At 66.6% G+C, this 25,564-nt stretch carries 23 protein-coding genes, 2 tRNA genes and 1 pseudogene; 23 read left to right on the plus strand and 3 right to left on the minus strand.

Going from position 1 to position 25,564, the window contains the following annotated elements; translation table 11 throughout:
• Nucleotides 1-3: 3 nt before the first annotated feature.
• Genes EPN29_08165 through EPN29_08175 form a run of 3 tightly spaced genes read left to right on the plus strand, consistent with a single transcriptional unit; the run spans nt 4 to nt 3,064 of the window.
• Entirely contained in the window at nt 4-723 is a 720-nt protein-coding gene (locus tag EPN29_08165) for a glycosyltransferase family 2 protein (protein ID TAN32590.1), read from the plus strand.
• The gene (locus EPN29_08170) at nt 720-1,445 is read left to right on the plus strand and encodes a polyprenol monophosphomannose synthase (protein ID TAN32591.1); all 726 of its coding nucleotides are present in this window, start codon (nt 720-722) and stop codon (nt 1,443-1,445) included. Before EPN29_08165 ends, EPN29_08170 begins: the two co-directional genes overlap by 4 nt.
• Nucleotides 1,442-3,064, plus strand: a complete 1,623-nt coding sequence (locus EPN29_08175) for a hypothetical protein (GenBank protein ID TAN32592.1) — start codon at nt 1,442-1,444, stop codon at nt 3,062-3,064. The genes EPN29_08170 and EPN29_08175 overlap by 4 nt, the downstream gene beginning before the upstream one ends.
• 17 nt (nt 3,065-3,081) lie before the next feature.
• On the opposite strand, the gene EPN29_08180 is transcribed toward EPN29_08175, so the two are convergent.
• Together EPN29_08180 and EPN29_08185 are read right to left on the minus strand one after the other, a co-directional pair.
• On the minus strand, nt 3,082-4,569 hold the full coding sequence (locus EPN29_08180; GenBank protein TAN32593.1) for a hypothetical protein: 1,488 nt from the start codon (nt 4,567-4,569) through the stop codon (nt 3,082-3,084).
• 3 nt (nt 4,570-4,572) lie between these two features.
• On the minus strand, nt 4,573-5,274 hold the full coding sequence (locus EPN29_08185; GenBank protein TAN32594.1) for an isoprenylcysteine carboxylmethyltransferase family protein: 702 nt from the start codon (nt 5,272-5,274) through the stop codon (nt 4,573-4,575).
• 250 nt (nt 5,275-5,524) lie between these two features.
• Between EPN29_08185 and EPN29_08190 the strand changes: the two genes are divergently transcribed.
• The 6 genes from EPN29_08190 to EPN29_08215 are packed head-to-tail and all read left to right on the plus strand — an operon-like array spanning nt 5,525 to nt 10,690.
• Nucleotides 5,525-5,683, plus strand: coding sequence for a Flp family type IVb pilin (locus tag EPN29_08190; GenBank protein ID TAN32618.1), 159 nt, complete (start codon nt 5,525-5,527; stop codon nt 5,681-5,683).
• A 44-nt stretch (nt 5,684-5,727) separates the two neighbouring features.
• Nucleotides 5,728-6,708, plus strand: a complete 981-nt coding sequence (locus EPN29_08195; protein TAN32595.1) for a hypothetical protein — start codon at nt 5,728-5,730, stop codon at nt 6,706-6,708.
• 18 nt (nt 6,709-6,726) lie between these two features.
• Nucleotides 6,727-8,223: a CpaF family protein gene (locus EPN29_08200; GenBank protein ID TAN32596.1), complete on the plus strand. Its 1,497-nt coding sequence runs from the start codon at nt 6,727-6,729 to the stop codon at nt 8,221-8,223.
• Between the two features lie 17 nt (nt 8,224-8,240).
• Entirely contained in the window at nt 8,241-9,233 is a 993-nt protein-coding gene (locus tag EPN29_08205) for a secretion system protein (protein ID TAN32597.1), read from the plus strand.
• Between the two features lie 4 nt (nt 9,234-9,237).
• Nucleotides 9,238-10,155: a type II secretion system F family protein gene (locus EPN29_08210; protein TAN32598.1), complete on the plus strand. Its 918-nt coding sequence runs from the start codon at nt 9,238-9,240 to the stop codon at nt 10,153-10,155.
• Nucleotides 10,156-10,168: 13 nt separating this feature from the next.
• Nucleotides 10,169-10,690 carry a DUF421 domain-containing protein gene (locus EPN29_08215; GenBank protein TAN32599.1) on the plus strand — a complete coding sequence of 174 codons (522 nt, stop codon included), beginning with the start codon at nt 10,169-10,171 and terminating at the stop codon, nt 10,688-10,690.
• Here EPN29_08215 and EPN29_08220 read toward each other — a convergent pair.
• On the minus strand, nt 10,687-11,430 hold the full coding sequence (locus EPN29_08220; GenBank protein ID TAN32600.1) for an alpha/beta fold hydrolase: 744 nt from the start codon (nt 11,428-11,430) through the stop codon (nt 10,687-10,689). The genes EPN29_08215 and EPN29_08220 overlap by 4 nt on opposite strands.
• A gap of 27 nt (nt 11,431-11,457) precedes the next feature.
• Between EPN29_08220 and EPN29_08225 the strand changes: the two genes are divergently transcribed.
• The 14 genes and pseudogenes from EPN29_08225 (at nt 11,458) to EPN29_08290 (ending at nt 25,418) form a co-directional block, all read left to right on the plus strand.
• Nucleotides 11,458-11,811: a DUF192 domain-containing protein gene (locus tag EPN29_08225; GenBank protein ID TAN32601.1), complete on the plus strand. Its 354-nt coding sequence runs from the start codon at nt 11,458-11,460 to the stop codon at nt 11,809-11,811.
• 47 nt (nt 11,812-11,858) lie between these two features.
• Complete coding sequence (locus tag EPN29_08230) at nt 11,859-12,539, plus strand: ComF family protein (protein ID TAN32602.1); 681 nt, start codon at nt 11,859-11,861, stop codon at nt 12,537-12,539.
• 69 nt (nt 12,540-12,608) lie between these two features.
• A complete protein-coding gene (locus EPN29_08235; protein ID TAN32603.1) occupies nt 12,609-13,745 on the plus strand; it encodes a CpaF family protein in 1,137 nt (378 codons plus the stop codon).
• Complete coding sequence (gene raiA / locus EPN29_08240) at nt 13,591-14,334, plus strand: ribosome-associated translation inhibitor RaiA (protein TAN32604.1); 744 nt, start codon at nt 13,591-13,593, stop codon at nt 14,332-14,334. The genes EPN29_08235 and raiA overlap by 155 nt, the downstream gene beginning before the upstream one ends.
• A 60-nt stretch (nt 14,335-14,394) precedes the next feature.
• A complete protein-coding gene (gene secA, locus EPN29_08245) occupies nt 14,395-17,049 on the plus strand; it encodes a preprotein translocase subunit SecA (GenBank protein ID TAN32605.1) in 2,655 nt (884 codons plus the stop codon).
• Nucleotides 17,001-18,149: pseudogene (locus tag EPN29_08250) on the plus strand (peptide chain release factor 2). The gene secA and the pseudogene EPN29_08250 overlap by 49 nt, the downstream one beginning before the upstream one ends.
• Nucleotides 18,150-18,300: 151 nt before the next feature.
• Nucleotides 18,301-19,044, plus strand: coding sequence for a cell division ATP-binding protein FtsE (ftsE, locus tag EPN29_08255; GenBank protein ID TAN32606.1), 744 nt, complete (start codon nt 18,301-18,303; stop codon nt 19,042-19,044).
• Nucleotides 19,007-19,903 (plus strand): FtsX-like permease family protein, encoded by an 897-nt coding sequence (locus EPN29_08260; protein TAN32607.1) that lies wholly within the window; start codon nt 19,007-19,009, stop codon nt 19,901-19,903. The genes ftsE and EPN29_08260 overlap by 38 nt, the downstream gene beginning before the upstream one ends.
• 1 nt (nt 19,904) lies before the next feature.
• The gene (locus EPN29_08265) at nt 19,905-21,137 is read left to right on the plus strand and encodes a hypothetical protein (protein ID TAN32608.1); all 1,233 of its coding nucleotides are present in this window, start codon (nt 19,905-19,907) and stop codon (nt 21,135-21,137) included.
• Nucleotides 21,138-21,207: 70 nt separating this feature from the next.
• On the plus strand, nt 21,208-22,407 hold the full coding sequence (locus EPN29_08270; protein ID TAN32609.1) for a S41 family peptidase: 1,200 nt from the start codon (nt 21,208-21,210) through the stop codon (nt 22,405-22,407).
• 22 nt (nt 22,408-22,429) lie between these two features.
• A tRNA-Val gene (locus EPN29_08275) sits at nt 22,430-22,503 on the plus strand.
• A 91-nt stretch (nt 22,504-22,594) separates the two neighbouring features.
• Nucleotides 22,595-22,671 (plus strand) — tRNA-Phe (locus EPN29_08280).
• 187 nt (nt 22,672-22,858) lie between these two features.
• Nucleotides 22,859-23,797, plus strand: a complete 939-nt coding sequence (locus EPN29_08285) for a TIGR03621 family F420-dependent LLM class oxidoreductase (protein ID TAN32610.1) — start codon at nt 22,859-22,861, stop codon at nt 23,795-23,797.
• A 25-nt stretch (nt 23,798-23,822) separates the two neighbouring features.
• The gene (locus tag EPN29_08290; protein ID TAN32611.1) at nt 23,823-25,418 is read left to right on the plus strand and encodes a malate synthase A; all 1,596 of its coding nucleotides are present in this window, start codon (nt 23,823-23,825) and stop codon (nt 25,416-25,418) included.
• The last annotated feature ends 146 nt before the right edge of the window (nt 25,419-25,564 follow it).

Raw genomic sequence — 25,564 nt, forward strand, 5'->3', positions numbered from 1 at the left:
GCCGTGGCCAGTGTTCCCTCGCCGCGACTCAGCGTCGTGATCCCCTGCTACAACGAGGAGCAGCGCCTGCCGCGCACCATCGAGCGGATCGAGCGCTATCTCGGCGGCAGGGGAACTTCGTACGAGCTGATCCTGGTCGACGACGGCAGTACTGACGGCACCCGCCTGGTGATGGATGCCGCCGCCGGGCGGCAGGACTCGGTGAGGATCGAGGCGCTGCCTCGCAACCGGGGCAAGGGCCGTGCGCTGGCGGAGGGCGTGGCCGTCGCGACAGGCGCTGTGATCCTGGTCACCGACGCCGACCTTTCGACGCCGATCGAAGAGCTCGACAAGCTCGAGGCGGCGCTCGAGGCGGGCGCCGGCGTGGCCATCGCTTCGCGGGCGCTCAGGGGATCGCGGGTCGAGATCTCGCAGCCCGTCTACCGCGTGCTGATGGGCAAGGCTTTCAACCTCATCGTGCAGCTCGTCCTGCTGCCGGGCATCTGGGACACGCAGTGCGGCTTCAAGCTCTTTGCCTCGGAGGTCGCGCATGCAGCGTTCGCCGGTCTCACCACCGACGGCTTCGGCTACGACCCGGAGGTGCTCTATCGCGCCAAACGACGGGGCGTGCGAATTGCGGAAGTGCCCGTGGTATGGCGCAACTCAGCACCGACCAAGGTGAGTCCGATTCGCAGTTCGCTCGACATGTTCAGGCACGTCGTCAGGATCAGGTTTCGCGGATGAGCATTACTGAGAGGACGGCTCCGCCGACCGAGGTCCTGGTCGTTCTGCCCACATACAACGAGAGCCAGAACCTGGAGAAGGTGGTCGCCGGCGTACGGCATCTCGGACACGACGTCCTGATCGTCGACGACGGTTCTCCCGACGGCACCGGCGAGATCGCCGACCGGTTGGCGGCGACGGACTCCGGCGTGCGGGTGCTGCACAGGGGGCGCAAGCTCGGGCTGGGCAGCGCCTATCAGGATGCGTTTCGCATCGGCCTGGCGGAGGGCTCGGCGCTCTTCGTCGAGATGGATGCCGACGGCTCGCACCTGCCGGGCGACCTCGATAGCATCGTCGCGGCGGCACGCGGCTGTGGTGGCCTTGCCATCGGCTCGCGCTACATCCGCGGCGGCGAGATCGTCGGCTGGCCGCCGCACCGCTGGCTTTTGTCCTGGGCGGCCAACACCTACTGCCGGATCCTGCTCGGCCTCCGCACGCATGACTGCACGTCGGGCTATCGCTGCTACACACGCGAGCTGCTCACCCAGATCGGGCTCGAAGAGGTCGTCTCGCAGGGATACTCGTTTCAGATCGAGATGGTGCACCGGACCAAGCGGGTGGGCTACCCCGTTCTGGAGGTCCCCATCCGCTTCGAGGATCGGGTCGCCGGCGCCTCCAAGGTCTCCCGCGGCGAGGTCCGGCGTGCGTTGTGGACGGTCCTGCGCCTGAGCCTGAGGAGATGACCGAAGTGGTGGCGCACCTCCCCACCAGCGGGGAGGGCGGCGCGAGGGGCCGGGCGGGGGGGCGGGGCTGGCGATCAGGGATCGAACCGTGGCGCCTGCCGCTGCTCATGGGCCTCGTCCTCGCCGCCGTCACCGCCCTGCCTTATCTCTACGCGTATGCGGCGCAGCCCCAGGGTCACGTGTTCATGGGCTTTTTCTACCTGGGTGACGATGCCAACACGTACCTGGCCAAGATGCGACAGGGCTGGGAAGGGGCGTGGGCGTGGCAGAACCGATACACGACCGAGTCGAGCCCCGCCGCCTACCTGTTCATGTTCTGGATCGTGCTCGGCCACCTGGCGGCGATCACGAACCTGCCGCTCATCGTCGTCTTCCACCTCGCCCGGGTGGCGGCGGCGTTCGCCCTGGCGGCCGCGGCCTGGCTCTTCATCCGCCACTTCATCCAGGACCGCTCGGCCAGGCGCTTCGCGTTCTTCTTCTGCGCGATCGGGCTTGGCATGGGCTACGTCATCCAGGCCCTCGGCCACCCGGTGGTCTTCGGCCACCGAACCGACACGCTCGACTGGCGCATGCCCGAGCTGACCGCGTTCTACTCGGTGCTGGCGCTGCCTCATTTCGCGTGGTCGGGGGTGTTCGCGGCCGCCGGCGTCGCCCTCACCCTCAAAGCGATCCAGCGGGGCAGCCTCTGGCTGGCGGTGCTCGCCGGAGCCGCGTGGCTCGGCCAGGCGTCGATCCATCCGCAGATGCCGATCCTCATGGGCGGTGCGACGGCTGTGGCCCTGGTCCTCCGGCCGTCAGCGCCGCGCGGCTGGGTTGCCGCGGCGATCGCGTTCGCCATCCCGGCGCCCTACGTCTTGTATTCGTACCTCGCGTTCGTGGGCAACCCGGAGGTGCAGCGTTGGACATTCCATTCCAAGAACGCGCTGCCCCCAGAGACCGTCAGCCTGGTCTTCGCGATCGCGCCCCAGCTGTTGCTCGCGCTGACCGGACTCCCCGCCGTCCTGCGGCGGCGAAGTCGCGAGGACTGGTTCCTGGTCGCCTGGTTGGTCCTGCTGGCGGCCATCCTCTATCTCCCGAACCCGGCGGGAGACCTTCGCCGGCGGTTCCTCGACGGCCTGTACCTGCCCCTGGTCGTGCTCGGAGCCAAGGGCATGTACGAGACGGTCCTGCCGCGCCTCCGCAGCGCGCGCGCCCGGGCGCTGGTGCCCTTCTCGTACGTGGCGTTCGCCTCCGTCGGCAGCGCCTTTTTGGTGCTGGCTCCCCTCACCGTGGCCGCGCAGCCTCAGTACTCGGTGACTCGCGCCGAGTTCGACGGCCTGACATGGCTTGGGAGTCAACCGGCGGGGCGCGTCCTTGCCATGCCGGGGATCGGTCTTTACATCCCCGCCTACAGCCCCGACACGGTTTACGTCGGCCACTATGACGAGACGTTCGACTACCTGACCAAGACGCAGACGGCCTTGGACGTTTTGACCGGCAAGAGCGACATCGGGCAGTTCGTCCGGGCCGATCAGATCCGCTACGTGGTGTGGACCGCTGACCTCCCAGCGCCGCCGCCGGCGGTCCTGGGCTCCCCCGCCTACGACACGCCCGATTTCAAGATCTACCGAATTTTCTGAGCCGGCCCTCCCGTGGGTCAGGTGTGCGGGGCCTTGGGGTTGGCACGCACGTAGATCACCGCCACCGGGTCCTGGTAGACCAGCGTCCAGTCGGGCTGCGTGGCCAGGATGTTGGCCAGCGCCTCGCCCTGGTTGTAGACGACGTAATCGACCCCGTACCCGTCCAGCACGCTCTTCCAGTTGGACCGCAGCGTCTGGACGTCCTCGTACCGGTTCAAGAGCGGGTCGCCCATGAGCGCCGCCTCACCGAAGATGAAGACTCTGCGATTGGGCTCTGGGTAGAAGCGGTTGGCGAGGTAGCCTCCCCAGCCGTACTGGTTGTACATCCGGGTGCCGATGTCGGGATGGGCGGCCAGCCAATCCGCGGCGCCGACGGGATAGTTCGAGGCGTCCAGGCCCAGCTGCTTGCTCGGACTGCTGCCGTCGACGATACGGACCGCCGTCGCGCCGGCGATGACGAGGAGGACGGCCGCGGTGGTGATGGCGAAAACCGGCCTGGCCGGCAGCTCGAGCTTCCAGCCGCGGCGGCTGGACAGCTCCTGCCAGTAGCCGGAATAGGAGTTGATCAGCACCGGGGTGGCAACCGCCACGAACAGGGCGACGTTGCGTACCGACTGCAGGGCCAGCCCGAGCGCGAGCATCGTCAGCAGGAACTCGTAGAGCCGCGGCCGGCGGAGAGCGAAGCCGGTGACGACCAGGAACACCATCGCCTCGAACGGGCGCAGGTAGACCTGGTGGAAGTCAGGCGAGAACCATTCGACGATCAGCTTCTGCTGCGCGATGCTGCCTTCCGTCTGGAACGGGTAGGGATACAGGGACAAGCCGTGCGGGGTCGCCGCGACCGCGATCGCGGAGGCGGCGGTGATGATGGCGAGTCGACGGACGTGGGCTGGGTGGGAGGCGTCGGAACGATCCCAGGCCCAACCGATCAGCTCGGCCGCCAGCGCCACGCCAAGCCACGCGAAGCCGATCACCCACCCGCCGTGGAGATTGGCCCACAGCACCATCACGAGCGGGAAGAAGTTGATGGCGCGGCTGCGGCCGCTCAGGTATCCCTGCAGCCAGTAGAGCTCGAGGCAGGTCAGAACGAACGTGATCATCTGCGCGCGCGGCCCCCAGATGGGTGAGCCGGCGATGGCGCCGAGCGCCAGCCCGACGCCGGCGATGACAAATGGCTGCCGGCGGACCTGGCGGTAGAGGATCCCAAACCCCGCCCAGGTCAAAAGACCGAAGGCGATGCTCACGCCGACGAGGCCGCTGGCGTTGTACACGAGCCAGATCAGGATCTCCGTCAGGTACTCGTGGTCCGTCCAGACGTGGTTTGGGACGGTGAAGGTGAAGATGTCCGTCGAGGGCAACCGGCCGTTGTCCACCATCCACCGGCCGATGCGGAGGTGCCACCAGAAGTCCGGGTCCTGGACCGGGGCGATGAAAACCGCAAGGGTGACGATCATGACGCCGCCCAAGAGCAGCGTCCGCGCGCTGAAGCGCTGAGTCAGCCCCAACCCTCAGTGAGGCCTGAACGGGTTGGGAAAGTACCGCGGCACCCGCCGCGCATACGGCGGGTAATCATCGGGGAAGGCTCGCCCGAGCACGCCTTCCTCCCACCGGATGCGCAGCAGCTCGCAGATGACGAAGTACAGCACAGCCAGCCCGCCCGGCCACCCGGCGGTGGCCAGGTTGACGCCGATGGCGGTGACGACCTCACCCAGGTAGACGGGGTGCCGGCTGAAAGAGTAGGGCCCTCCCGTCACCAGCCGGCGGGCCTCGGGGATGATCGAGAACGACCGGCGGAGGTACGCGAGTCCCCACACCGAGTATGCGAGGCCGGCGGTGGCCGTGATGTCGGCGAAGAGGACCAGCCCTTCGCGATGGCCTCCCCCGGGCAGGAAGCTGGCGCCGATCGCCGAGAAGGTGCCGGTGAACGCGATCAGCACCACGGCCAGCCGGTGGTCGGTGCCGCGCTTGGGCAGCCGGGTGCTGTAGAGGACGACCAGCATCGTGAAATAGGCCAGGGCGAGGAGCTGCTGCAGGACGAAGAGGAGATCGGACGGCTGGCGGATCGAGTGGAACCCTTCCCAGACGAACAGGAGCTGCCGGGCCAGGAACACGCTGAAGAACAAAGCGGGCAGTAGCCGGCTGAAGACGAGGTCGCGCCAGTACGCCCCCGAGCGCTTCCGCACATCTTCTGCGACTCCGGAGGCGATCATTCCCGCGCCCAATCTAACTTCTCGCGCCTCCGGCAAGGCCGGTTAAGCCGCCCGCGGGCGCTGACGGCGATCGGTTCTGGGGGTCGAGACTGTTTTGCATAAAGAATTGACCTCCCCGGGGCCGTCCGAGTAGCATCACCGCCGCTGACGGACCCGGAGCCCGCAAGAAACGGCGGCGGCCGGCGTCAGCTAGATCAGCAACCTGTAATTCAAGAAAAAGGAGGTGAAATCGCAGATGTTGAGCCTTTACATGAAGCTTCGCAGCCTTACGACTCGTCAGGAAGGGCAGGGTATGGTTGAGTACGCTCTGATCCTCGTGCTCGTCTCAATCGTCGTCATCGTGATCCTTCTTACGATGGGTAACCAGATCAAGAACGTGTTCTCGAACGTCGTAGCCGCTCTCGGCTAAACGAGAAACAAACGTAGTCGCACCTTCAAAAAGAGAGCCCCGAAATGGGGCTCTCTTGTTTCCTGAAGCGAGGGGACGATCACGGTCCCCATCGCTACAATGGCGGCACTCTTGAAAGATCGATCACCGGAGGTGACTTAGTTTTGGCCGTCGCACCAGCTCCAGCACGACCGCGACCAGGCGGCGGACGTCTTTTCATCATCGTCGGCCTGCTGTTGGCGGTCCTCGCCGGCGGCGGGGTCTTCCTTCTCGGCGGCACTCTTGGCGGAGGCGGCAACCTGGGTGGCGGTCCCACCGTCACCGTCGTGATCGCCAAGCAGGCCATCCCTCTGCGTCACACGATCACCGAAGCCGACCTGGACATCGAGAAGGTATCGGGAACCTTCACCAGCGTCAACAACACATATGCCAACAAGACGGATGTCATCAACCTGATCGCCCAGATCCAGATCAGCAAGGGCTCCGTGATCACCTCTGACATGCTCGCCAAGGACATCGGCCTGGTGCCGGCGGGAGCTGCTCCCGCCTACCTGCCGCTGGCGACGGGCTACGTCGCCATGACCATCCCCACCGGTGAGCAGCAGGGCGTCGCCGGCCACATCTCGGTGGGCGACTACATCACGGTCATCGCGTCGGCCAGCCTCACCATCTTCTCGACGTCCGGCGCGCAGCAGACCGGCCCCGCCAAGGTGATCAGCAAGACTGTCTTCACCAACGTCCGCGTGATCGGGCTGGGGCCCGCCACCTCCAACGTGCAGCCCGCCGGCAGCGGCGCCACCACGGTTGGCGGTACCCAGGGCGCCACCAGTGGCGTCACGTCCAGCTTGACCATCGAGCTGACACAGTGCGACGCCGAGTTCTTCACGTGGTTCCTGGGCAACACCACCCTCCGCTACACGCTGCAGTCGTTTCACGACTACTTGAAGGCCCCGACTGACGCGGATCCGGGTTGCCCGACCGTCGGTTCCGCCGGCGGTGTCAGCCAGAAACAGGTCGACGCCAGGTACCATTTCACCTCCTTGTGACGTCCAGCGGTAGCTGAGATGGGTCTACTCGATCGGGTCAAGCAGAACCAGACGGTTCCCCCCGGGGCAGGCCAGGCGACCAACGGGCCTGCGCCCGGAACCGTCCCTGGGGCGGCGACGTCTTACGCCGCCACGACGGCGATCCCCGTGGCAAGACCGGCCGCCGAGGCAGCTCCTCCGGCGCCGAGCCTTGCGTCGCGGGCGGCCGCCGTCGGGGGAGAGCTGGCCCCGGCTTTCACCGCGGCCAAAGTCCAGATCCACGCCCGCCTGATCGAGAAATTCGCCGACCAGATCGACTCCAGCAACAAGGCCGGCGTCCGCGAGAAGATCGTCGAGCTGGCGGAGGAGTACTTCCGCAGCACGGCGATGACCATGACCAAGAACGACAAGGAAAGGCTTGTCGACTCGGTCCTGGACGACGTCCTAGGCCTCGGCCCGCTGGAGGCTCTGCTGGCTGACCCGAACATCACCGAGATCATGGCCAACCACCCGAAGCAGATCTACGTCGAGAAGAGCGGCGAGCCGGCGCTGTCCGCCGTCACCTTCGAGTCCGAGCGGCAGATGCGCCAGGTCATCGACCGGATCGTCAGCCTGGTCGGCCGCCGGGTCGACGAGTCGACGCCGATCTGTGACGCGCGCCTGAAGGACGGCTCCCGCGTCAACGTGGTCATCCCGCCGATCGCGCTCAAAGGCCCATGTCTCACCATCCGGAAGTTCGCCAAGGAGAAGTGGGGACCCGCCGACGTCGTCAACCGGTTCAGGTCGTCGAGTCCGGAGCTGATGACCTTCCTGCGCTCGTGCGTGCGGGCGCGGTTCAACATCCTGGTCTCCGGAGGCACGGGCTCCGGCAAGACGACGCTGCTCAACATCCTGTCGTCGTTCATCCCAGAAACCGAACGGCTCATCACCTGTGAGGACGCGGCGGAGCTGCAGCTGCAGCAGCCGCACTGGATTCAGCTCGAGTCGCGCCCGCCCAACGTCGAGGGCAAGGGCGCGGTGCCGATTCGCGAGCTCGTCAAGAGCTGTCTGCGTATGCGTCCGGACCGCATCATCGTCGGTGAGTGTCGCGGCGGCGAGGCCCTGGACATGCTCCAGGCGATGAACACCGGCCACGATGGCTCGATGTCGACCCTGCACGCCAACAACCCGCACGAAGCCCTCGTCCGGCTCGAGACGCTGGTGCTCCAGGCCGGCCAGGACCTGCCGTCTCGAGCCATCCGCGAGACCATCGGCTCCGCCATCCACATGATCGTCCAGCAGTCCCGCCTGCGCGGCGGCGTACGGCGCATCGTGAGCGTCGCGGAGATCACCGGGATCAGGGACGGGGAGGTCCAGTACCAGGAGCTCTTCCAGTTCAAGCAGCTGGGCGTTAGCGCCGAGGGCAAGGCCGTCGGCTACCACACGGCGACCGGCGTCTTGCCGATGCGCATGGAGCATCTCAAGTCCGAAGGCGAGGACGTGCCGGATAACCTCTTCACACCCACCGCGCAACCGGCCCCCGACAAGCTGTACTGACCGTTTAGGAGGTCTAGATGTCCATCCCCGTGGTGTTCGGGCTCATCGCCTTCGCCGGCGTGTTCCTGATCTTTCTCGGGCTCAGCCAGGCACGACGTGCCGCCGGCGGCTCAGAGGATTTCCAGGCCAGGCTGGCGGCGTATGGAGTCACGACGGCCGGCGCCGCCCAGCTGCCGCCTTCGACCGGTCTCCGGGACACCCTGAACCGGCTCTTTCAGCCGGCCGCCGACAGGGTGGGTCGCGGCAACGCCAAGAAGGGCAAGCCATCGGTCGCCGAGCAGCTGCAGCGCGCAGACCTCAAGCTGCGCACGTCCGAGTTCTTCATGATCCAGGTCGGCAGCACGGTGCTGTTCCTGCTCATCGCGATGGTACGCTTCGGGTTCCCCGGCGGAATCATCCAAATGGCGGTGTTCGCCTTCATCGGCTACCTGGTGCCGGGCTTTTACGTGAAATACCGCATCGGCCGCCGGCTCAAGGCTTTCAACACGCAGCTCGGCGACACGCTGACACTGCTGTCCAACGCCATCAAGGCCGGCTACTCGTTCGCCCAGGCGATCGACACCGTCGCCAAGAACGCCGTGCCGCCGATCGGCGATGAGTTTGCTCGCGCCGTGCGCGAGATGAACCTCGGCGGCTCACCCGACGAGGCTCTTTCGAACATCACCAAACGCATCGCCAGCGCCGACTTCGACCTGGTCGCCACCGCGTACTCCATCCACCGCACGGTCGGTGGCAACCTGGCGGAGATCCTCGACAACATCGCGTACACGATCCGCGAGCGCGTCAGGATCAAAGGTGAGATCTCGACTTTGACCGCGCAGGCGCGGGCCTCGGGCACCCTGATCACCTTCCTGCCCATCGTGCTGGCGGCGTTCATGTACTTCGTGACGCCGACCTACTTCCGGCCGATGTTCTCCAGCTTCGTCGGCTGGACGCTGATCGCGATCGGGGCGTTCATGATCTTTCTCGGCAACCTGATCATTCGTCGCGTGGTCGCGATCGAGGTATGAGCTGATGCTGCCACTACTTGCACTGATCGTCGGCCTCGGAGTCCTGATGATCTTCATCGGCCTCGCGCGGACGCCCTCCACCAACACGGCGGAGATGGTGCAGCAGCGCCTCCAGGTGTACGGCGGCGAGAAACCGCTCACCCTGGAGGAGGTCGAGCTGCAGCGGCCTTTCAGTGAGCGTTTCCTGCGCCCGGCGATCGAGCGCCTGGGCACCATGCTGTCGCGCTCCACGCCGCAGAAGGCACGTCAGGACCTGATGAACCGGCTGGACCTGGCGGGCCGGCCCGGCAACCTCACGCCGGAGGACTTCGGCGCCGTGCGCATCGTCGCGGCCGCGGTCCTGGCCGCGCTCGGCCTGCTGCTCGGATTGCTGATGCACAACCCCGTGTCTGTCGTCATCTCGCTCGCGGTCGGGGCGGTCCTCGGCTACTACGCCCCCGTGATGTGGTTGAAGCAGAAAGTCGACGCGAGGCGTTCGGAGATCCAGAAGGGCCTGCCGGACGCCATGGACCTGCTCGTGATCGCGGTCGACGCCGGGCTCGGTTTCGACGCCGCCCTGGCGCGCGTCACTGACAAGTACAAGAACGCGCTCTCCGACGAGTTCGCCAAGGTGCTGCGCGAGGTGAGCCTGGGGCGCCCGCGCCTCGAGGCCATGGACGAGATGGGCCGGAGCAGCGGGGTCGAGGACCTGCACAACTTCATCCAGGCGATCATCCAGTCCGAGCAGTTCGGCACTGGAATCGGCAAGATCCTGCGCCTGCAGGCGGATGAGATGCGGCGCAAGCGCCGCCAGCGCGCACAGGAGAAGGCGGCGCAGGCGACCCTGAAGATGATGCTGCCCATGGTCGGCTGCATCTTCCCGACGCTGTGGATCGTCCTGCTCGGGCCGGCCGCTTTGATCTTGATGGCGCCGAGGTCCTGAGCGGACGGGCCAGATCCTCCCGTCGCTGCTACCGGCGATCCCGTGGTGGGAGCTGGGCGCCCGTGCGATCCTCATCTATGCCGCCCTCCTGATCGCGCTGCGCCTGTTCGGCAAGCGCGAGGTGGGGCAGTTCACGCTCTACGACCTGGTCTTCATCCTGCTGGTGGCCAACGCCCTCCAGCCGGCGATGACCGGGCCGGACGCCTCGGTCCTGGGAGGCGTCATCCTGATCATCGTCCTGGTCGCCACCAACGCCTTCATCGGGCGCCTCGACCGGTCGCCGCGCTTCCACCGGTTGTTCAGCTCACAACCGGCCGTGATCGTCAAGGACGGCCGTTACCTCCCTGAGGTCATGCAGCGTGAAGGGGTGCTGCAGGAGGAGTGCGAGATGGCGATGCGCGAGCACGGAGTGGTGGATCTCAAGGAGGTCCAGCTGGCCGTGCTCGAGCCGGACGGGACCATCTCGATCGTGCCCAGCGGAACGGCGGTCCAGAGGACCAAGCACCGGGTCCGCTACCACCATCGGGCCGGCTAATCGGCGGCGAGGAACTCCAACGCCGCTTGCTTGAAGTCCTTCGCCACGACCGCGCTCATGTGGTCTCGTCCGGCGATCGTGACCAGGCGCGAGGTGGGGATGAGCTCCACCAGCTCGGGCGCGTTCCGGGCGATGTCGTCGTGGTCGCCGGCCACGATCAGGATCGGCGAGCGGATGGCGGACAGCCGTGCCGGGTCGTTGTCCGGGTGCAGGCCGGTGATGCAGGCCGCCAGCGCCAGCAGGTCGTTGGCCGGCCGGGCGGAGGCGAACCGGTAGAAGGTCTGGGCGATGGGGTCGTCTGTCGGTTCGCCACGCAGGAACGCCGTCGCGATCTGCTCCGCGCTGTCGATGGCGCCGGCCGACCCGAGACCGCCCAGGACGGCTCGCCTGACGCGTTCCGGGAAATCGAGCACCGCCTGGAGGCCGATGCGCGCGCCCATCGAGTACCCGAGCAAATCGGCCACCGGAACGTCGAGATGGTCCAGCAGCCGGAGGACGTCGCCCGCCATCACGCGCACCGCATAAGCCGCGGGATCGTGCGGCTTGTCGCTGCCGCCGTGCCCGCGGCAGTCGAGCCCGATGACGCGAAAGCCGTCGCTCGTGAGGGTCTCCTGCCATCGCGTGCCGACCCAGTTCAGGCGGTAGTCCGAGGCGAAGCCGTGCACGAGGACGATCGGCCTGCCGTTCTCCGGTCCGTGCACCTCGTAGTGGAGACGGACGCCGTCGCTGTCGAAGTCCATGCCGCGCCGTTAGGCTAGTCGATCGTCATGGCGGGACGGCGTGCGGTGCATGAGCGGACCGGAAAGGTGCTCGCGGAGAAGCTGGAGATGCCGCGCACCTTCATCGGTCGCGGGATCGGCCTGATGTTCCGCCGCACCCTGGAGCCGGGCCGCGGCATGTGGATCGCGCCATGCAACGGCATCCACATGATGTTCATGAGCTTTGCCATCGATGCCGTCTTCCTGGATGGCAGAGAGCGCGTCAGGAAGGTCTACCGCAACCTGCCGGCCTGGTGGGGGGTGGTGTGGCTCGAGTGGGGCGCCCACAGCGTCCTGGAGCTACCGTCCGGGTCGACGGCGGGCATCGATCTCCAACCCGGCGACCGGGTCGTCATCGCCTGAGCTCGACTTTGTAAAGACACCGTTGACGCCGCCCGTAGGCTCAGGTGGTGCGCTGGCCGTTCGTGGACCTGCTGCTGCCGCCCCGCTGCGGCAGCTGCCGCTCCGTCGGCTCGTGGCTGTGTCAGCGCTGCCGCGACCGCATCCGGCGGCTGGAGGAGCCGCTGTGCCGGCGGTGCGGCGCGGAGCTGGAGTCGGCCCGCAAGGACTGCGGCTGTCGGGGCCGCCTCAGGTCCCTGGCGCGACTGCGTTCCGCGGCCGCCTATGAAGGGCCGATCGAGCTGGCCGTCCGGCGGTTCAAGTACGAGGGCTGGAGGCGCCTGGCCGAGCCCCTGGCGCTGCTCATGGCCGAGCGCCTGGTGGTCGAGGGCCTGGCGGCGACCTGGGCGGTCGCGGTGCCGCTGCACCCCGGACGGCTGCGCCAGAGGGGATTCAACCAGGCTGAGCTGCTGGCTCGCGAGCTGAGGCGCAGGCTGTGCCTGACGGAGCCTCCGGGAGAGTTGGTGCGCACGCGCCCCACGCCGCCCCAGGTGGGCCACGACCGGCGATGGCGACTCGAAAACGTCCGTGACGCGTTCGCCTGGCGGGGCGACGACCTGGACAGCCGCTCGCTCCTGCTGGTCGACGACGTCGCCACGACCGGCGCCACCCTGGAGGCCTGCGCGGCGGCTTTGAGAAGCGCCGGATCGGGACCGGTGATGGGCGTCTCGGTGGCGAGGGTCGTTCTTTAGGCTGCAGGTGGGGGCAGGTCCGAACGTTATAGTTGGTCGGTTCATCAAATCGCGAGCGGAGGCTAGCGAATGGCAGTTCGGATCCCAGGCATCAACATCGATGAGTACTACCAGCAGCTGGGGCCGATCGAGCCCCTGATTCGCGACGACCGCGTGACCGAGATCATGGTCAACGGCAACGACCACGTCTACGTCGAGATGGGCGGCAAGGTGGTCCTCACCAACATCAAGTTCGTCGACGAGGACCAGCTCCTCAACGTGATCCAGTTCATCGTGCGCACCGTCGGCCGCCGCATCGACGAGCGCCAGCCTCTTTGTGACGCCCGCCTGGCCGACGGCTCCCGCGTCAACGCCGTCATCCGCCCGCTGGCTTTGAACGGTCCCCTGCTCACGATTCGCAAGTTCGCGCGCGATCCGTTCCAGGTCGAAGACCTCATCCGGTTCGGGAGTTGCAACGAGGCCGGGTTCGGCTTTTTGAAGGCGGCGGTCCTGGCGAAGTCCAACGTCGTCGTCTCAGGCGGCACCGGCACCGGCAAGACGACGTTCCTCAACGTGCTGTCCGGATTCATACCTGTCGAGGACCGCATCGTCACGATCGAGGATGCCGCCGAGCTCCAGCTCCACCAGGAGCACGTCTGCCGCCTGGAGACCAGGCCCAAGGATATCAACGGCGAGGGCGAGATCACCATTCAGCGGCTGGTCATCAATTCACTCCGCATGCGTCCGGAGCGAATCGTGGTCGGTGAGTGCCGTGGGGGTGAGGCGCTCGACATGCTGCAGGCCATGAACACGGGTCATGACGGCTCGATGACCACCCTGCACGCCAACAGCCCGCGCGACGCCCTGGCCCGCCTGGAGACCCTGGTGCTGATGGCCGGCGTCGATCTGCCGGTCAGGGCCATCCGCCAGCAGGTGGCTGGCGCCATCAACCTCATCTGCCAGCTCAACCGCCTGCGCGACGGCTCGCGCAAGGTGACCGCCATCACCGAGATCGTCGGCATGGAGCAGGACGTGATCACGATGCAGGACATCTTCGTCCTGGAGCAGAAGGGTGCGACACCGGACGGCAAGGTGGTCGCGGAGTTCAGGCCGACCGGTCTGCGGCCCAAGATCCTGGACCGCATATTCGCCCAGGGAATTCCTCTGCCCAAGGAGATCACGGCCCTCTTCCCACCGCCACCGGGCTACAAGCCGTCGGCCGTTTAGACGGGGCTCCGGTGGGGGATTTGAGTCATATACTCAGGCCGTGAAGGTCGTCCTGCACGACCGTACCAACGGTCTCGGGCAGGAGGTGCGCGAGAACGCGGAGCGCAAGCTGACCCGCCTTGCCCGCCACTTCGGCAAGGTGGCCGAGGCCGAGTTGGATTTCGCCGAGGAGCGCAAGCGCAGCGGTCTGGCCACGATCGTGTGCCGGATCAACGTCCATCTCGACGGCCGCCGGTCGCCGGTGCTGTCGGCGCACGAAAGCGGCGCTGACGCGCTGTCCGCGCTCGACCTCGCCCTGGACAAGATCGATCGCCAAGTGGTCAAGCACAAGGAGAAGGTCACCCACCGCAAGCAGCCGGCGTCGCCGGTGCGCATGACCGCCCCCGAGGACAACCGCGACGAACGGAGCACGGAACCGGAGCGGATCCGCCTGAAGGTGCGCCCGATGTCGCTCGCCGAGGCCGTGGCGGAGCTCGAGTCCGACGGCCAGGCTTTCCATGTCTTCCTCGACGAGGACTCCGGCACCATCCAGATCGCGGTCCGCCGCGCCGACGGCTCCGTGGCCGTCATCGAGCCCGTCATCCCCTAGCCGGTACTCGCCTCCGGGGCCCGGGATTGGAGATCCGGTCCAGCGGGTACCCTTGAGTCAGTGCTCTCACTAGGCAAGCTACTCGACCCGAACGAGCGGGAGGTCAAGCGCCACCTGGCGGTGGCGGCCGCCGTCACCGCCCTCGGGACCGAGCTCGAAGCGCTCGATGACGCCGCCCTGCGCGCACGGTCTGAGGAGCTGCGCCGGCAAGCCGGGGAAGGCCATGACCTCGACGAGCTGCTGATCGAGGCCTTCGCCCTGTGTCGTGAGGCCGGCCGGCGGACGATCGGCCTGCGACACTTCGACGTCCAGCTGGTCGGAGGCATCGTCCTGCACCAGGGAAAGATCGCCGAGATGAAGACCGGCGAGGGCAAGACGCTCGTCGCCAGCCTGGCGCTCTATCTCAACGCACTTCCGGGCAAGGGCGTCCACCTGGTCACGGTCAACGACTACCTGGCGCGCCGTGACGCCGGCTGGATGGCGCCGATCTATCACCTGTTGGGCCTGACCGTGGGGGTCAACGTCGGCACCGCCGGGACCTACGTCTACGACCCCGAGTTCCTCGACGAGACGCACGGCGACGCGAGGCTCCGGCATCTCCGCCCCACGACCAAGCGCGAGGCCTACCTGGCGGACATCACGTACGCCACCAACTCGGAGCTGGCGTTCGACTACCTGCGCGACAACATGGCCCACGACCTCTCGCAGTGCAGTCAGCGCCACCTGAATTACGCGATCGTCGACGAGGTCGACTCCATCCTCATCGACGAGGCGCGCACGCCGCACATCATCTCCGGCCAGTCGGACGAGTCCACCGAGAAGTACTACGAGTACGCCCGATGGGCGGGTCGCCTGGTCGAAGAAGAGGACTACGAGGTCGATCTGAAGCACAAGTCGGCATCGCTGACCGAGGCGGGCATCGCCAAGATGGAGCGCTGGACCGGCATCCGCAACATCTACGACCTCGAGAACGTCATCGAGGCCCACCAGATCAACCAGGCGCTCAAGGCGAAGGTTCTGTTCCTCAGGGATCGCGACTACCTGGTCAAGGACGGCGAGGTGATCATCGTTGACGAGTTCACGGGACGCACCATGCAGGGACGGCGCTGGTCGGATGGCCTTCACCAGGCGGTCGAAGCCAAGGAAGGCGTGAAGGTCCAGCAGGAGCAGAAGACCATCGCCACCATCACCGTCCAGAACTACTTCCGGCAGTACGAGAAGCTGGCCGGCATGACCGGTACCGCGCTGACCGAGGCGGAGGAGTTTCACAAGATCTACGGGCTGGACGTCGTCGTCATCCCCACGCACCGGCCGATGGTCCGCGACGACCACCCGGACGTCATCTACAAGACGGAGCAGTCCAAATTCACCGCGGTCATCGACGAGGTCGCCGCCATGAACAAGCTCAGCCGGCCGGTGCTGGTCGGCACCGTGTCGGTGGAAAAGTCCGAACGGCTCTCACGCATGCTCGAGAAGCGGGGCGTGAAGCACAACGTGCTGAACGCCAAGCAGCACGAGCGCGAGGCCGCGATCGTGGCCGAGGCCGGACAGCCGAAGGCGGTCACCATCGCCACCAACATGGCCGGCCGCGGCACCGACATCGTCCTCGGCACGGGTGTCAAGGAGGTCGGCGGCCTCCACATCATCGGCACCGAGCGGCACGAGAGCCGGCGCATCGACAACCAGCTGCGAGGTCGCTCGGGCCGCCAGGGCGATCCTGGTTCCAGCCGCTTTTTCATCTCGCTCGAAGACGACCTGATGAAGATCTTCGGGCCCGCTGCCGACCGTATCGGCAGGCTCATGGACAGCCTCGAGGTCGAACCGATCGAGCATCCGTGGGTGGCGCGGTCCATCGCCGGCGCCCAGAAGAAGGTCGAGGGCATGCACTTCGACGCCCGCAAGCATGTGGTCGAGTACGACGACGTGATGAACCAGCAGCGCCAGATCGTCTACGAGGAGCGCCGAAAGGTGCTGGAGGGCGCCGACACCCGCGGCAATATCCTTAGCTACGCGCGGGACATCATCGCCAAGGGTGTCGAGCAGCACTGCGAGAGCCGCCATGCCGAGAACTGGGACCTCGACGGGCTCGTGAAGTATCTGAACGCATACCTGCCGATCGCCCCCGACACGCAGATTCCGGATGAGGCGCTGGGCCAGGGGCCTGAGGGCCTCGTCGAGCACCTGTTCGCGGCTGCGTCCGACACCTATGACCGTAAGGTCGAGGAGGTGGGCGCGGACCTGATGCCGCTGGTCGAGCGCGACGTGATCCTGCGCACCATCGACTGGCAGTGGATGGAGTACCTCACGCAGATGGAGCATTTCCGCGAAGGCATCGGCCTGCGCGCCTACGGGCAGCGTGACCCGCTCGTCGAGTACAAGAACGAAGCCTTCGAGATGTTCAACGAGCTGCGCGAGCGCATTCAGGCCTCGATCGTGGCGCGCATCTTCAGGGTGCAGGTGCAGCGCAACGCCCCGGCACCCCCGCCGGCGCCGTTGGTGCGCCAGGTCCTGGAGAGCGGTCCGGGCGAGCCGGACGGGGCCGACGGCGCCGGGCGCAACGCGGCGCCGGCGCCGCGCCGGGCAGCGCCCGTGGGCATCGGGGCGGCCGGGGCGGTTCCGGCAAGCGCCGGTGGCGCATCAACCAATAAGATCGGGCGCAACGATCCGTGCTGGTGCGGGTCAGGCAAGAAGTACAAGAGGTGTCATGGACGCTGAGCTGAACCCGAAAGAGTTACTGGCAAGGATCGTGCAGCTCAAGGAGCACCTTTGACCTGGCCGCGAAGGGCAAGCGTGCGGACGAGCTCGATGAACAGCTGGTCAGGCCCGGGGTCTGGGACGACCCTGCCGGCGCCGGGCGGATGGCGCGTGAAGCTGCCGAACACCGCCAGCTGATCGCGACCTGGGATCGCCTCGAGACGCGCGCCCGCGACCTGATCGAGCTGGACCAGCTCGCCTCCGGAGACGCCGAGCTAGGCGCCCAGGTGGACGAGGAGGGGGCGGCCCTGGCGAGCGAGCTGCGCTCGCGCGAGCTGGACCTGCTGTTCACCGACCCGTACGCGACGCACAACGCGGTCATGACCTTATCGGTCGGACAGGGCGGGGTGGAGGCGCAGGACTGGGTCGAGATGCTGATGCGCATGTATGTGAAATGGGCGGAGCACAAGCGTTTCGAGGCCGAGATCCTCGAGACGTCGCCGGGTGAGGAGGCAGGGCTGAAGAGCGCCACGTTCATCGTCCGGGGCCCGCGTGCGTATGGCCTGCTGCGCTCGGAGCACGGGGTGCACCGCCTCGTGCGCATCTCACCCTTCGACCAGAACCATCGCCGGCACACCTCGTTCGCGCTGGTCGAGGTGATGCCCGAGCTCGAACGCTCGGACGAGGACGCGGTCGTGATCAACGCCCAGGACCTGCGCATCGATACGTACCGTTCGACCGGCGCCGGCGGCCAGCATGTGAACAAGACGGATTCCGCGGTTCGCATCACGCACCTGCCCACGGGCATCGTGGTCACCTGCCAGAACGAACGCTCGCAGATGAAGAACCGCGACATGGCGATGAAAGTCTTGAAAGCCCGGCTATTCCAGCGGCAGCAACAGGAAGCCGCGGCGCAGCTCGATCAGATCCGCGGCCAAGTGATGCCGGCTGAATTCGGATCTCAGATCCGAAACTACGTCCTCCAGCCGTACACCCTGGTCAAGGACGTGCGCACCGGGCTCGAGATCGGAAATACCCAGGCCGTCCTGGACGGTGAGATAGACCCCTTCATCGAGAGCTGGCTGCGCTGGCGCCTGGACCGGAACGGGTCGTCCGGGTAGCCGGCGCAAGCAACTCCAAACGCACCCGTTAAACAGCTGTTTGGTGCTCTGGGAACGGGTGGTTGGACCAGCAAGGGGCGTGCGGTATACTGCCCGCGACTTAGTCGAACGCGCCCGCCGGCGCCACACGTCGAAGCAACAAACTCAGCTTATGGTTTTAACACCGGATTTCGACAATCGCCCGGTCATCAGCTTCCAGCATGTGTGGAAGACGTATCCGACCGGAACCGAAGCCCTGCGCGATGTCAACCTGGTCGTGCCTGAAGGTGACTTCGTATTCCTCGTCGGTCCGTCGGGCGCGGGCAAATCGACACTCGTCCGCCTCCTGATCCGGGAGGAGAAACCGACCAAGGGCAAGATCTTCGTCGACGGCGTCGAGCTCGGCCGCATGAAGCGGCGGCAGCTCCCGTTTTACCGCCGCAAGGTTGGCCTGGTCTTCCAGGATTTCAAGCTCCTGCCGAACCTGACCATCTACGAGAACGTGGCCTTCGCCCTGCGCGTGCTTGGTGAATCCGATCACGTCGTGCTGGCGCACGTGGCCGAGGCGCTCGACACGGTCGGGCTCGCCGGGAAAGAGCAGATGTACCCCGCCACCCTGTCCGGCGGCGAGCAGCAGCGCGTCGCCATCGCACGCGCTCTCGTGCACGCGCCGCGCCTCATCATCGCTGACGAGCCGACGGGCAACCTCGACCCGGCGACGGCGTGGGAGATCATGCAGCTCTTCCTGCGCATCAACGCCCGGGGCGCCACGGTCGTGATGGCGACCCACAACCGCGAGATCGTCGACCTGCTGCGCCGGCGTGTCGTCGCCATCGACGCCGGGCAGATCGCCAGGGACGATCGTTCAGGCCGATACCATGATGATGTTTCGAAATCTCAGATTCGCGCTCAATAGCGCCTGGCAGAGCTTCTGGCGGAACCTGGCGGTCAGCCTGGCCGCGGTGCTGTCGATCACGCTCATCCTCATGCTGGCCGGCATCAACCTGCTCGTCGGCCACGCCTTCTCGCAGGTGCTCGACGGCTTCAGGGTCAAGGTCAGCGAGATCTCGATCAACGTCGCTGACGACACGCCTCTGCAAAGCGTCTATGACTTCCAAGGGGAGCTGGCCGCCGACCCTCGGGTGGCGAGCGTGCGCTTCATCACCAAGGATGAGGCGCTGGCGAATTTCAAGTCCGACCCGAACAACATCGTGCTCTCGCAGCAGCTCGACGGCAACCCGCTGGACGCGAAGCTCCAGGTCCGTGTCATCAAGCTCGGCGACGTGGCCGCAATCGACACGCTCGCGCGCCACTGGCCTGGCGTCGACCCGGCCGACCCCACCAACTACCAGGGCGATTTCGTCAACCGCATGCTGCAGCTCTCCCAGTGGCTCGGCCTCGCCGGAATCGGCCTGCTGGCGATCCTCGTCGTGGTGTCGGTCGTGATCGTCATGAACACCATCCGCACCGCCGTCTATCACCGGCGCAAGGAGATCGAGGTCATGAAGCTGGTGGGGGCGACCGAGTGGTTCGTCCGCGGGCCGTTCGTGTTGGAGGGGGTGATGACCGGCCTGCTCGCGGCCGCGATCGCCCTGGCCCTGCTGGTGATCGCGTACGAGCCGGCCGTCGACCGCTTCCGCGCGGACGTCGTCTTCATCCCTCTGTCCTACGACCCTGGCTTCATCTCGAGCCTGGCCCGCGACCTGCTGCTCGGGGGCGCCTTGTTGGGTGCGCTCGGGAGCTACATCGGCGTTCGCCGCTACGTGAAGATCTGATTTGAAAGCCCGCCTGACCGCTGCCGTTGTCCTGGCGACCCTCTTGTGGCTGCCACAGTCGGCGCGCACGGCGTCCGCCATCTACTGCTACCCGGGCGACCCCCCGGGCGTGTACCAGGCCTGCCTGGCGTACAACCAGGGCATTGGGCAGCAGGTGAACAATCAGGAGCAGCTGCAGCGGATCCAGTCACAGATCAACAATGCCGCGGCCCAGATCAACGCCATCGATTCACTCATCAATGGTCTGAAGTCACAGATCGCGGCTCAACAGGCGCTGATCGCTCAGACGCAGGCGACCATCGACGACCTCAACCGGAAAATCCGTTTCGGTGAGGCGCAGCTGACACGGCTCCAGGCCCACCTGAGCGTCCGCGACCAGCTGCTGAACCAGCGTCTCCGCTACATCGACGGGCACGGCGCGCTCAACTACGTCGAGCTGGTCCTGACCGCGAACAGCTTCAACGACATGGTGAACCGCATGATCGCCGAGCAGCAGATCGCCGCCTCCGACCGGAGGCTGCTGCTCGAACTCGATCAGCAGCACGCGCTGGTCGGACAGGCGAACACCGATCTCGGCATTCAGCGCGGCCAGGTGACCGCGCTCCTGCAGCAGCAGCAGGCCACCGAGGCGGACCTGCAGAAGAACCTCGCCGCCGAGGCGGCGGCGCTGGCGTACGAGAAGCAGCTCGAGATCCAGCTGGCCGCTCAGTACCAGCAGGTGCAGGCGGAGCGCGCGGCCATCGATGCCCAGGTGGCGCAGCTGGCCCAGCAGTATGCCGCGGAGGCCGCCAAGGCCGGCGGCGGGTCGGGCGTGTTCGAATGGCCGGAGCCGGCGTGCGGCCACTCCTGCATCAGCCAGGGTTTTGGCTGCTCCACCTTTTACCTCGAGGTCCCGGACGACAATTGCCCGTGGCCGCACAAGATCCACACCGGCATCGACATCGCGGGGCCTTACGGCACGCCCATCGTGGCGGCGGACACCGGGGTCGCGTATCTGTACCCCGGGAGCGTCGGCTACGGGAACCTGCTCGTGATGATCCACGGCAATGGGTACTCGACCTACTACGGTCACCTGTCGGGCTACGCTCCCGGCCTGACGAGCGGACAGGTCGTGCCGCGAGGCACCACCGTCGCCTTCGAAGGGTCCACCGGCTGGTCGACCGGCCCGCACCTGCATTTCGAGATTCGCGTCAACAACGTCTACAAGGACCCGTGCATCTGGCTCGGGTGTTGAGAGGCGCCCAGAGGTTTGGGGTGCCGCGGCGCGCCGCGGCCGGCGGATCCGATTTCGCTAGTCTGCTGACATGAATCGCCGCGCCGCCCTCCGGGGTGGCGCCATCCTGATCGTCCTCGCCGTCGGGTTCATCGCCGGGATCTACACCGACCAGGCGTATCCCGACTACCTGCCGTACTTCGGGCACCGCTCGGTGGCGCAGGTCGACCTGACCCCGCTGCAGCAGGCGGTGCGCCTGATCCAGGCGGACTACGTGGATGGCAAGGTCGATCCCGGAAAACTCACCCAAGGGAGCGTGCGAGGACTGGTCGCGGCCCTGGGCGACCCGTTTTCGGCCTACTACGACCCGGCGCAGTACAAGCGGCTGCAGGACTCATACCAGGGCCGCTACTCGGGGATCGGCATCTATCTCAGCTTCACCGCCGACCATCCGTTGATCACCGGCACCGTGCCCGGTTCGCCCGCGGCGGCCGCCGGATTGCAGAAGGGCGATGAGATCGTCAAGGTGGGGGAGAAGGACACCAAGGGCATCACCGCCGATGAAGCGGCCTCCCTCATCCAGGGGCCGGACGGAACCACGGTCACGCTCACCATCTCGCGCGGCGATCAGGCCTTCTCGGTCAGCATCAAGCGAGCCGAGATACGCGTGCCCACGGTACGGTCGACCGTGATCGCCAACCACGTGCTGTACGTGCATATTTACCAATTTGGATCAGACACCGCCGCCGACTTCGCATCGGCGCTGACGAGTGGCCTTCCGGGCGCGACCGGGGTCGTCCTCGACCTGCGTGGCAACCCCGGTGGATTCGTCACGGCGGCGGACGCGGTCATCAGTCAGTTCGTGACGAGTGGCGAGACTTTCGAGCTTCGCGACCGGAGCGGCAACGTCGAAAGGCATGAGGTCACGGGTCAGCACCTGGCGCCCACCGTGCCTTTGGTGGTGCTCGTGGATGCCAACAGCGCATCGGCATCAGAGATCGTGGCCGGTTCCCTGCAGGCCCATCACCGGGCCAGGCTGGTGGGGGCCACGACCTACGGCAAGGGATCGGTGCAGCAGGACTTCGAGCTCAGCGATGGAGCGGACGTCCATCTCACGGTCAAGCGGTGGTACCTGCCGGACGGCCGGACGATCGACCATCGGGGCCTGACCCCTGATTTCAACGTGACTCTGCCCAGCGGCAACATCGCGTTCGATGTGACCCAGCCCTCGCTGGGTTACACAAAAGACACGCAGCTCAACGCGGCGCTGGCCCTGCTCCCCCCTGGGTAGACTGAGGGTCCCCCGCGAAGATGGGCGGTTAGCTCAGTTGGCCAGAGCGCCTCGTTTACACCGAGGAGGTCGGGAGTTCGACCCTCTCACCGCCCACGCCGGCATCCGGCATCGCTCCAGGCATGAGCCCCCCGAGCCAGGGGTCGCGAGCCCCCGAATCTCGCTGCTCGATACAATCAACCGCCGTGCCGAGGTAGCTCAGCTTGGTAGAGCACTTGACTGAAAATCAAGGTGTCGTGAGTTCAAATCTCACCCTCGGCACCACCTGACCGAACAGCGGACGCGGTGCGCGGCCAGGGTGGCCCCAAACGGCGCCAGGCCCAGCCAGGGGCCTGCCAAGCCCCGCCCGGCCTACGCGTCATGTCCGACCTTTGTGAGCGCTTTGCGATCGGGGCTCGCGCCGCCGGGCGCCCTGGGGGGCGGACAACCAGGCGTTGCATACTGTCGCCCGATGCGCACGCCACGTCGTTTCCGGTTCGGGGTTCAGGAGCATCGTGCGGCGAGCGCGCGAGCGTGGCGGGAGAAGGCGCGACAGGTCGAGTCGCTGGGCTATTCGGCGCTCTACCTGCCGGACCACTTCGGTGACCAGCTCGGACCGATTGCGGCGTTGATGGCGGCTGCCGATGCCACCACCAGCCTGCGGGTCGGTTCGCTCGTGTTCGACAACGACTACCGGCACCCCGTCGTACTGGCCAAGGAGGCGGCGACGCTCGACCTGCTGTCCGAGGGACGCCTTGACCTCGGCCTCGGCGCGGGCTGGCTGGCTTCGGACTACGAGGAGGCGGGCATTCCTTTCGACCCGCCCGGCACACGAATCGACCGCATGGAGGAGGCCCTCAAGATCCTCAAAGGCCTGCTCGCCGGCGGGGCCTTCTCTTTTTCGGGCAAGCACTACCGGGTCAACGGCTTGGAGGGATCGCCCTCCCCGATCCAGAAGCCGCATCCACCGATCCTGCTTGGTGGCGGCGGTCGCCGCATCCTCCGGCTGGCGGCGCGTGAAGCCGACATCGTCAGCGTCAATTTCAACCTTCGCGAAGGCCAGGTCAGCCAGGGCGTCATCCGCACCGGATTCGCTGAAGCGACCGATGAAAAGGTCGGCTGGGTCAAGGAGGCCGCCGGCGATCGCCTCGAGCAGATCGAACTGAGCGTGCTCGTCTTCGGCGCCAACATCACCGGCGATCGCGAGTCCGCAGCCGAAGCGATGGCGGCGGGCTTTCAGGCTGAAGCGCAGGAGGTCCTGGCGATTCCGCATTTCCTGATCGGGACGGTGGATCAGCTCGTCGAGGACCTCCAGGCTCGGCGCCAGCGATATGGCATCTCGTTCGTGATCGTCCCCGGCGAGGCCGTGGAGGCGTTGGCACCGGTGGTGGAGCGCCTGGCCGGCACCTGACGCGCTCCTGTTAAATTTGGTGGCGATGGCCACCACCGACCGGGTCGAGATCAAGGGACGTATCGACGGGCGCGCCGCCGAGGTGCTGACCGGCGACGCGTTGGACTTCGTCGCTCGCCTGCAGCGAGAGTTCGGCGATCGCAGGTTGGAACTTCTGCAACTGCGAGACGAGCGCCAGGCGCGGCTGGATGCGGGTGAGTCGCCGCGATTCCTTGCCGCCGCGAGGTCCGAGCGCGAATCCGAATGGAGGGTCGCCAAGGCGCCCAAGGACCTCCAGGACCGGCGCGTGGAAATCACCGGGCCGACCGATCGCAAGATGCTGATCAATGCCCTCAACTCGGGGGCCCGCGTGTTCATGGCGGATTTCGAGGACGCCAACTCACCGACCTGGGCCAACCTGGTCGAGGGCCAGGTCAACCTGATCGATGCCATCGAGCGGAGGATCGATTTCACGAGCCCTGAGGGCAAGGAGTACCGGCTCCACGACGAGGTCGCGACCCTGCTGGTACGGCCGCGCGGCTGGCACCTCGACGAGAGGCATGTCGAGGTGGGGGGCAAGCCGGTGGCCGGCGGCCTGTTCGATTTCGGCCTGTACTTCTTCCACAACGCTGAGCGGTTGCTCAAGAAAGGCAGCGGGCCGTATTTCTACCTCCCCAAGCTGGAGAGCCATCTCGAGGCCCGGCTTTGGAACGACGTCTTCTGCTTCGCGCAGGACGACCTCGGGATTCCGCGAGGCACCATCCGAGCCACGGTCCTGATCGAGACCATCCTGGCCGCTTTCGAGATGGAGGAGATCCTGTACGAGCTGCGTGAGCATTCCAGCGGCCTCAACGCGGGCAGGTGGGACTACATCTTCAGCATCATCAAGAAGTTTCGAAACCGCCCCGACTTCGTGCTTCCGGACCGTGCACAGGTGACGATGACGGTGCCGTTCATGCGCGCCTACACCGAGCTGCTGGTGAAGACGTGTCACGGCCGGGGTGCGCATGCGATGGGCGGAATGGCTGCGTTCATCCCGTCGCGCCGCGACGCCGAGGTGAATCGGGTCGCGCTCGCCAAGGTGAAAGAGGACAAGGATCGGGAGGCGGCGGATGGTTTCGATGGGACGTGGGTGGCCCACCCCGACCTGGTTCCGACCGCTACCGAAGCGTTCGACCGGGTGCTGGGCACGCGGCCGAACCAGCTGGAGCGCCAGCGGCCGGAGGTGTCGGTGAATGCCGCGCAGCTCATCGACGTCGCGGTGCCCGCAGGCACCGTCACCGAAAACGGCGTGCGTGTGAATGTCAGCGTCGGCATCCAGTACATCGAGTCCTGGTTGCGGGGTGTCGGTGCGGCAGCGATCAACAACCTGATGGAGGACGTCGCGACGGCGGAGATATCGCGCTCGCAGGTCTGGCAGTGGATCAGGCACTCGGCGCGGCTCAGCGAGGGCGCGACCGTGAGCGCGGACCTGGTGCGCGAGATCGCCGACGGCGAGATGGCGAAGATCCGCGAGACGCTTGGTGAGGAGGGGTGGCGGAAGAGCCGGTTTGGGGATGCGCGAGAGGTGTTCGAGGAGGTCACGCTCGGGAAGTCATTCCCCTCGTTCCTGACCCTGGTGGCGCAGCGCCACCTCGACTGAACCGCGGCTCCATACCCAGCTGCCTTCTTAACCCGAAAAGTGAGTTCGACTAGGCAGCGCCCTCGCTGAGTTCGACGGTGTAGCCGAGGCGCTCCAGCCGGCGCACGGCCTGACGGGCGATCTGTGTTCGGTCTCGCTCGTCGAAG

Source organism: bacterium, assembly GCA_004299235.1.
In the GTDB taxonomy this organism is placed as follows: domain Bacteria; phylum Chloroflexota; class Dormibacteria; order Dormibacterales; family Dormibacteraceae; genus SCQL01.

What these genes read in the sequence shown, in the direction of transcription:
- EPN29_08190 (TAN32618.1), top strand. Translation starts at nt 5,525, where the DNA reads ATGAAGCTTCGCAGCCTTACGACTCGTCAGGAAGGGCAGGGTATGGTT.
- EPN29_08290 (TAN32611.1), top strand. Translation starts at nt 23,823, where the DNA reads ATGGCCACCACCGACCGGGTCGAGATCAAGGGACGTATCGACGGGCGC.
- EPN29_08270 (TAN32609.1), top strand. Translation starts at nt 21,208, where the DNA reads ATGAATCGCCGCGCCGCCCTCCGGGGTGGCGCCATCCTGATCGTCCTC.
- EPN29_08225 (TAN32601.1), top strand. Translation starts at nt 11,458, where the DNA reads ATGGCGGGACGGCGTGCGGTGCATGAGCGGACCGGAAAGGTGCTCGCG.
- EPN29_08195 (TAN32595.1), top strand. Translation starts at nt 5,728, where the DNA reads ATGGGGCTCTCTTGTTTCCTGAAGCGAGGGGACGATCACGGTCCCCAT.
- EPN29_08200 (TAN32596.1), top strand. Translation starts at nt 6,727, where the DNA reads ATGGGTCTACTCGATCGGGTCAAGCAGAACCAGACGGTTCCCCCCGGG.
- EPN29_08285 (TAN32610.1), top strand. Translation starts at nt 22,859, where the DNA reads ATGCGCACGCCACGTCGTTTCCGGTTCGGGGTTCAGGAGCATCGTGCG.
- EPN29_08235 (TAN32603.1), top strand. Translation starts at nt 12,609, where the DNA reads ATGGCAGTTCGGATCCCAGGCATCAACATCGATGAGTACTACCAGCAG.
- EPN29_08185 (TAN32594.1), bottom strand. Translation starts at nt 5,274, where the DNA reads ATGATCGCCTCCGGAGTCGCAGAAGATGTGCGGAAGCGCTCGGGGGCG.
- EPN29_08170 (TAN32591.1), top strand. Translation starts at nt 720, where the DNA reads ATGAGCATTACTGAGAGGACGGCTCCGCCGACCGAGGTCCTGGTCGTT.
- EPN29_08260 (TAN32607.1), top strand. Translation starts at nt 19,007, where the DNA reads ATGATGATGTTTCGAAATCTCAGATTCGCGCTCAATAGCGCCTGGCAG.
- EPN29_08205 (TAN32597.1), top strand. Translation starts at nt 8,241, where the DNA reads ATGTCCATCCCCGTGGTGTTCGGGCTCATCGCCTTCGCCGGCGTGTTC.
- EPN29_08175 (TAN32592.1), top strand. Translation starts at nt 1,442, where the DNA reads ATGACCGAAGTGGTGGCGCACCTCCCCACCAGCGGGGAGGGCGGCGCG.
- EPN29_08220 (TAN32600.1), bottom strand. Translation starts at nt 11,430, where the DNA reads ATGGACTTCGACAGCGACGGCGTCCGTCTCCACTACGAGGTGCACGGA.
- EPN29_08210 (TAN32598.1), top strand. Translation starts at nt 9,238, where the DNA reads ATGCTGCCACTACTTGCACTGATCGTCGGCCTCGGAGTCCTGATGATC.
- ftsE (TAN32606.1), top strand. Translation starts at nt 18,301, where the DNA reads ATGGTTTTAACACCGGATTTCGACAATCGCCCGGTCATCAGCTTCCAG.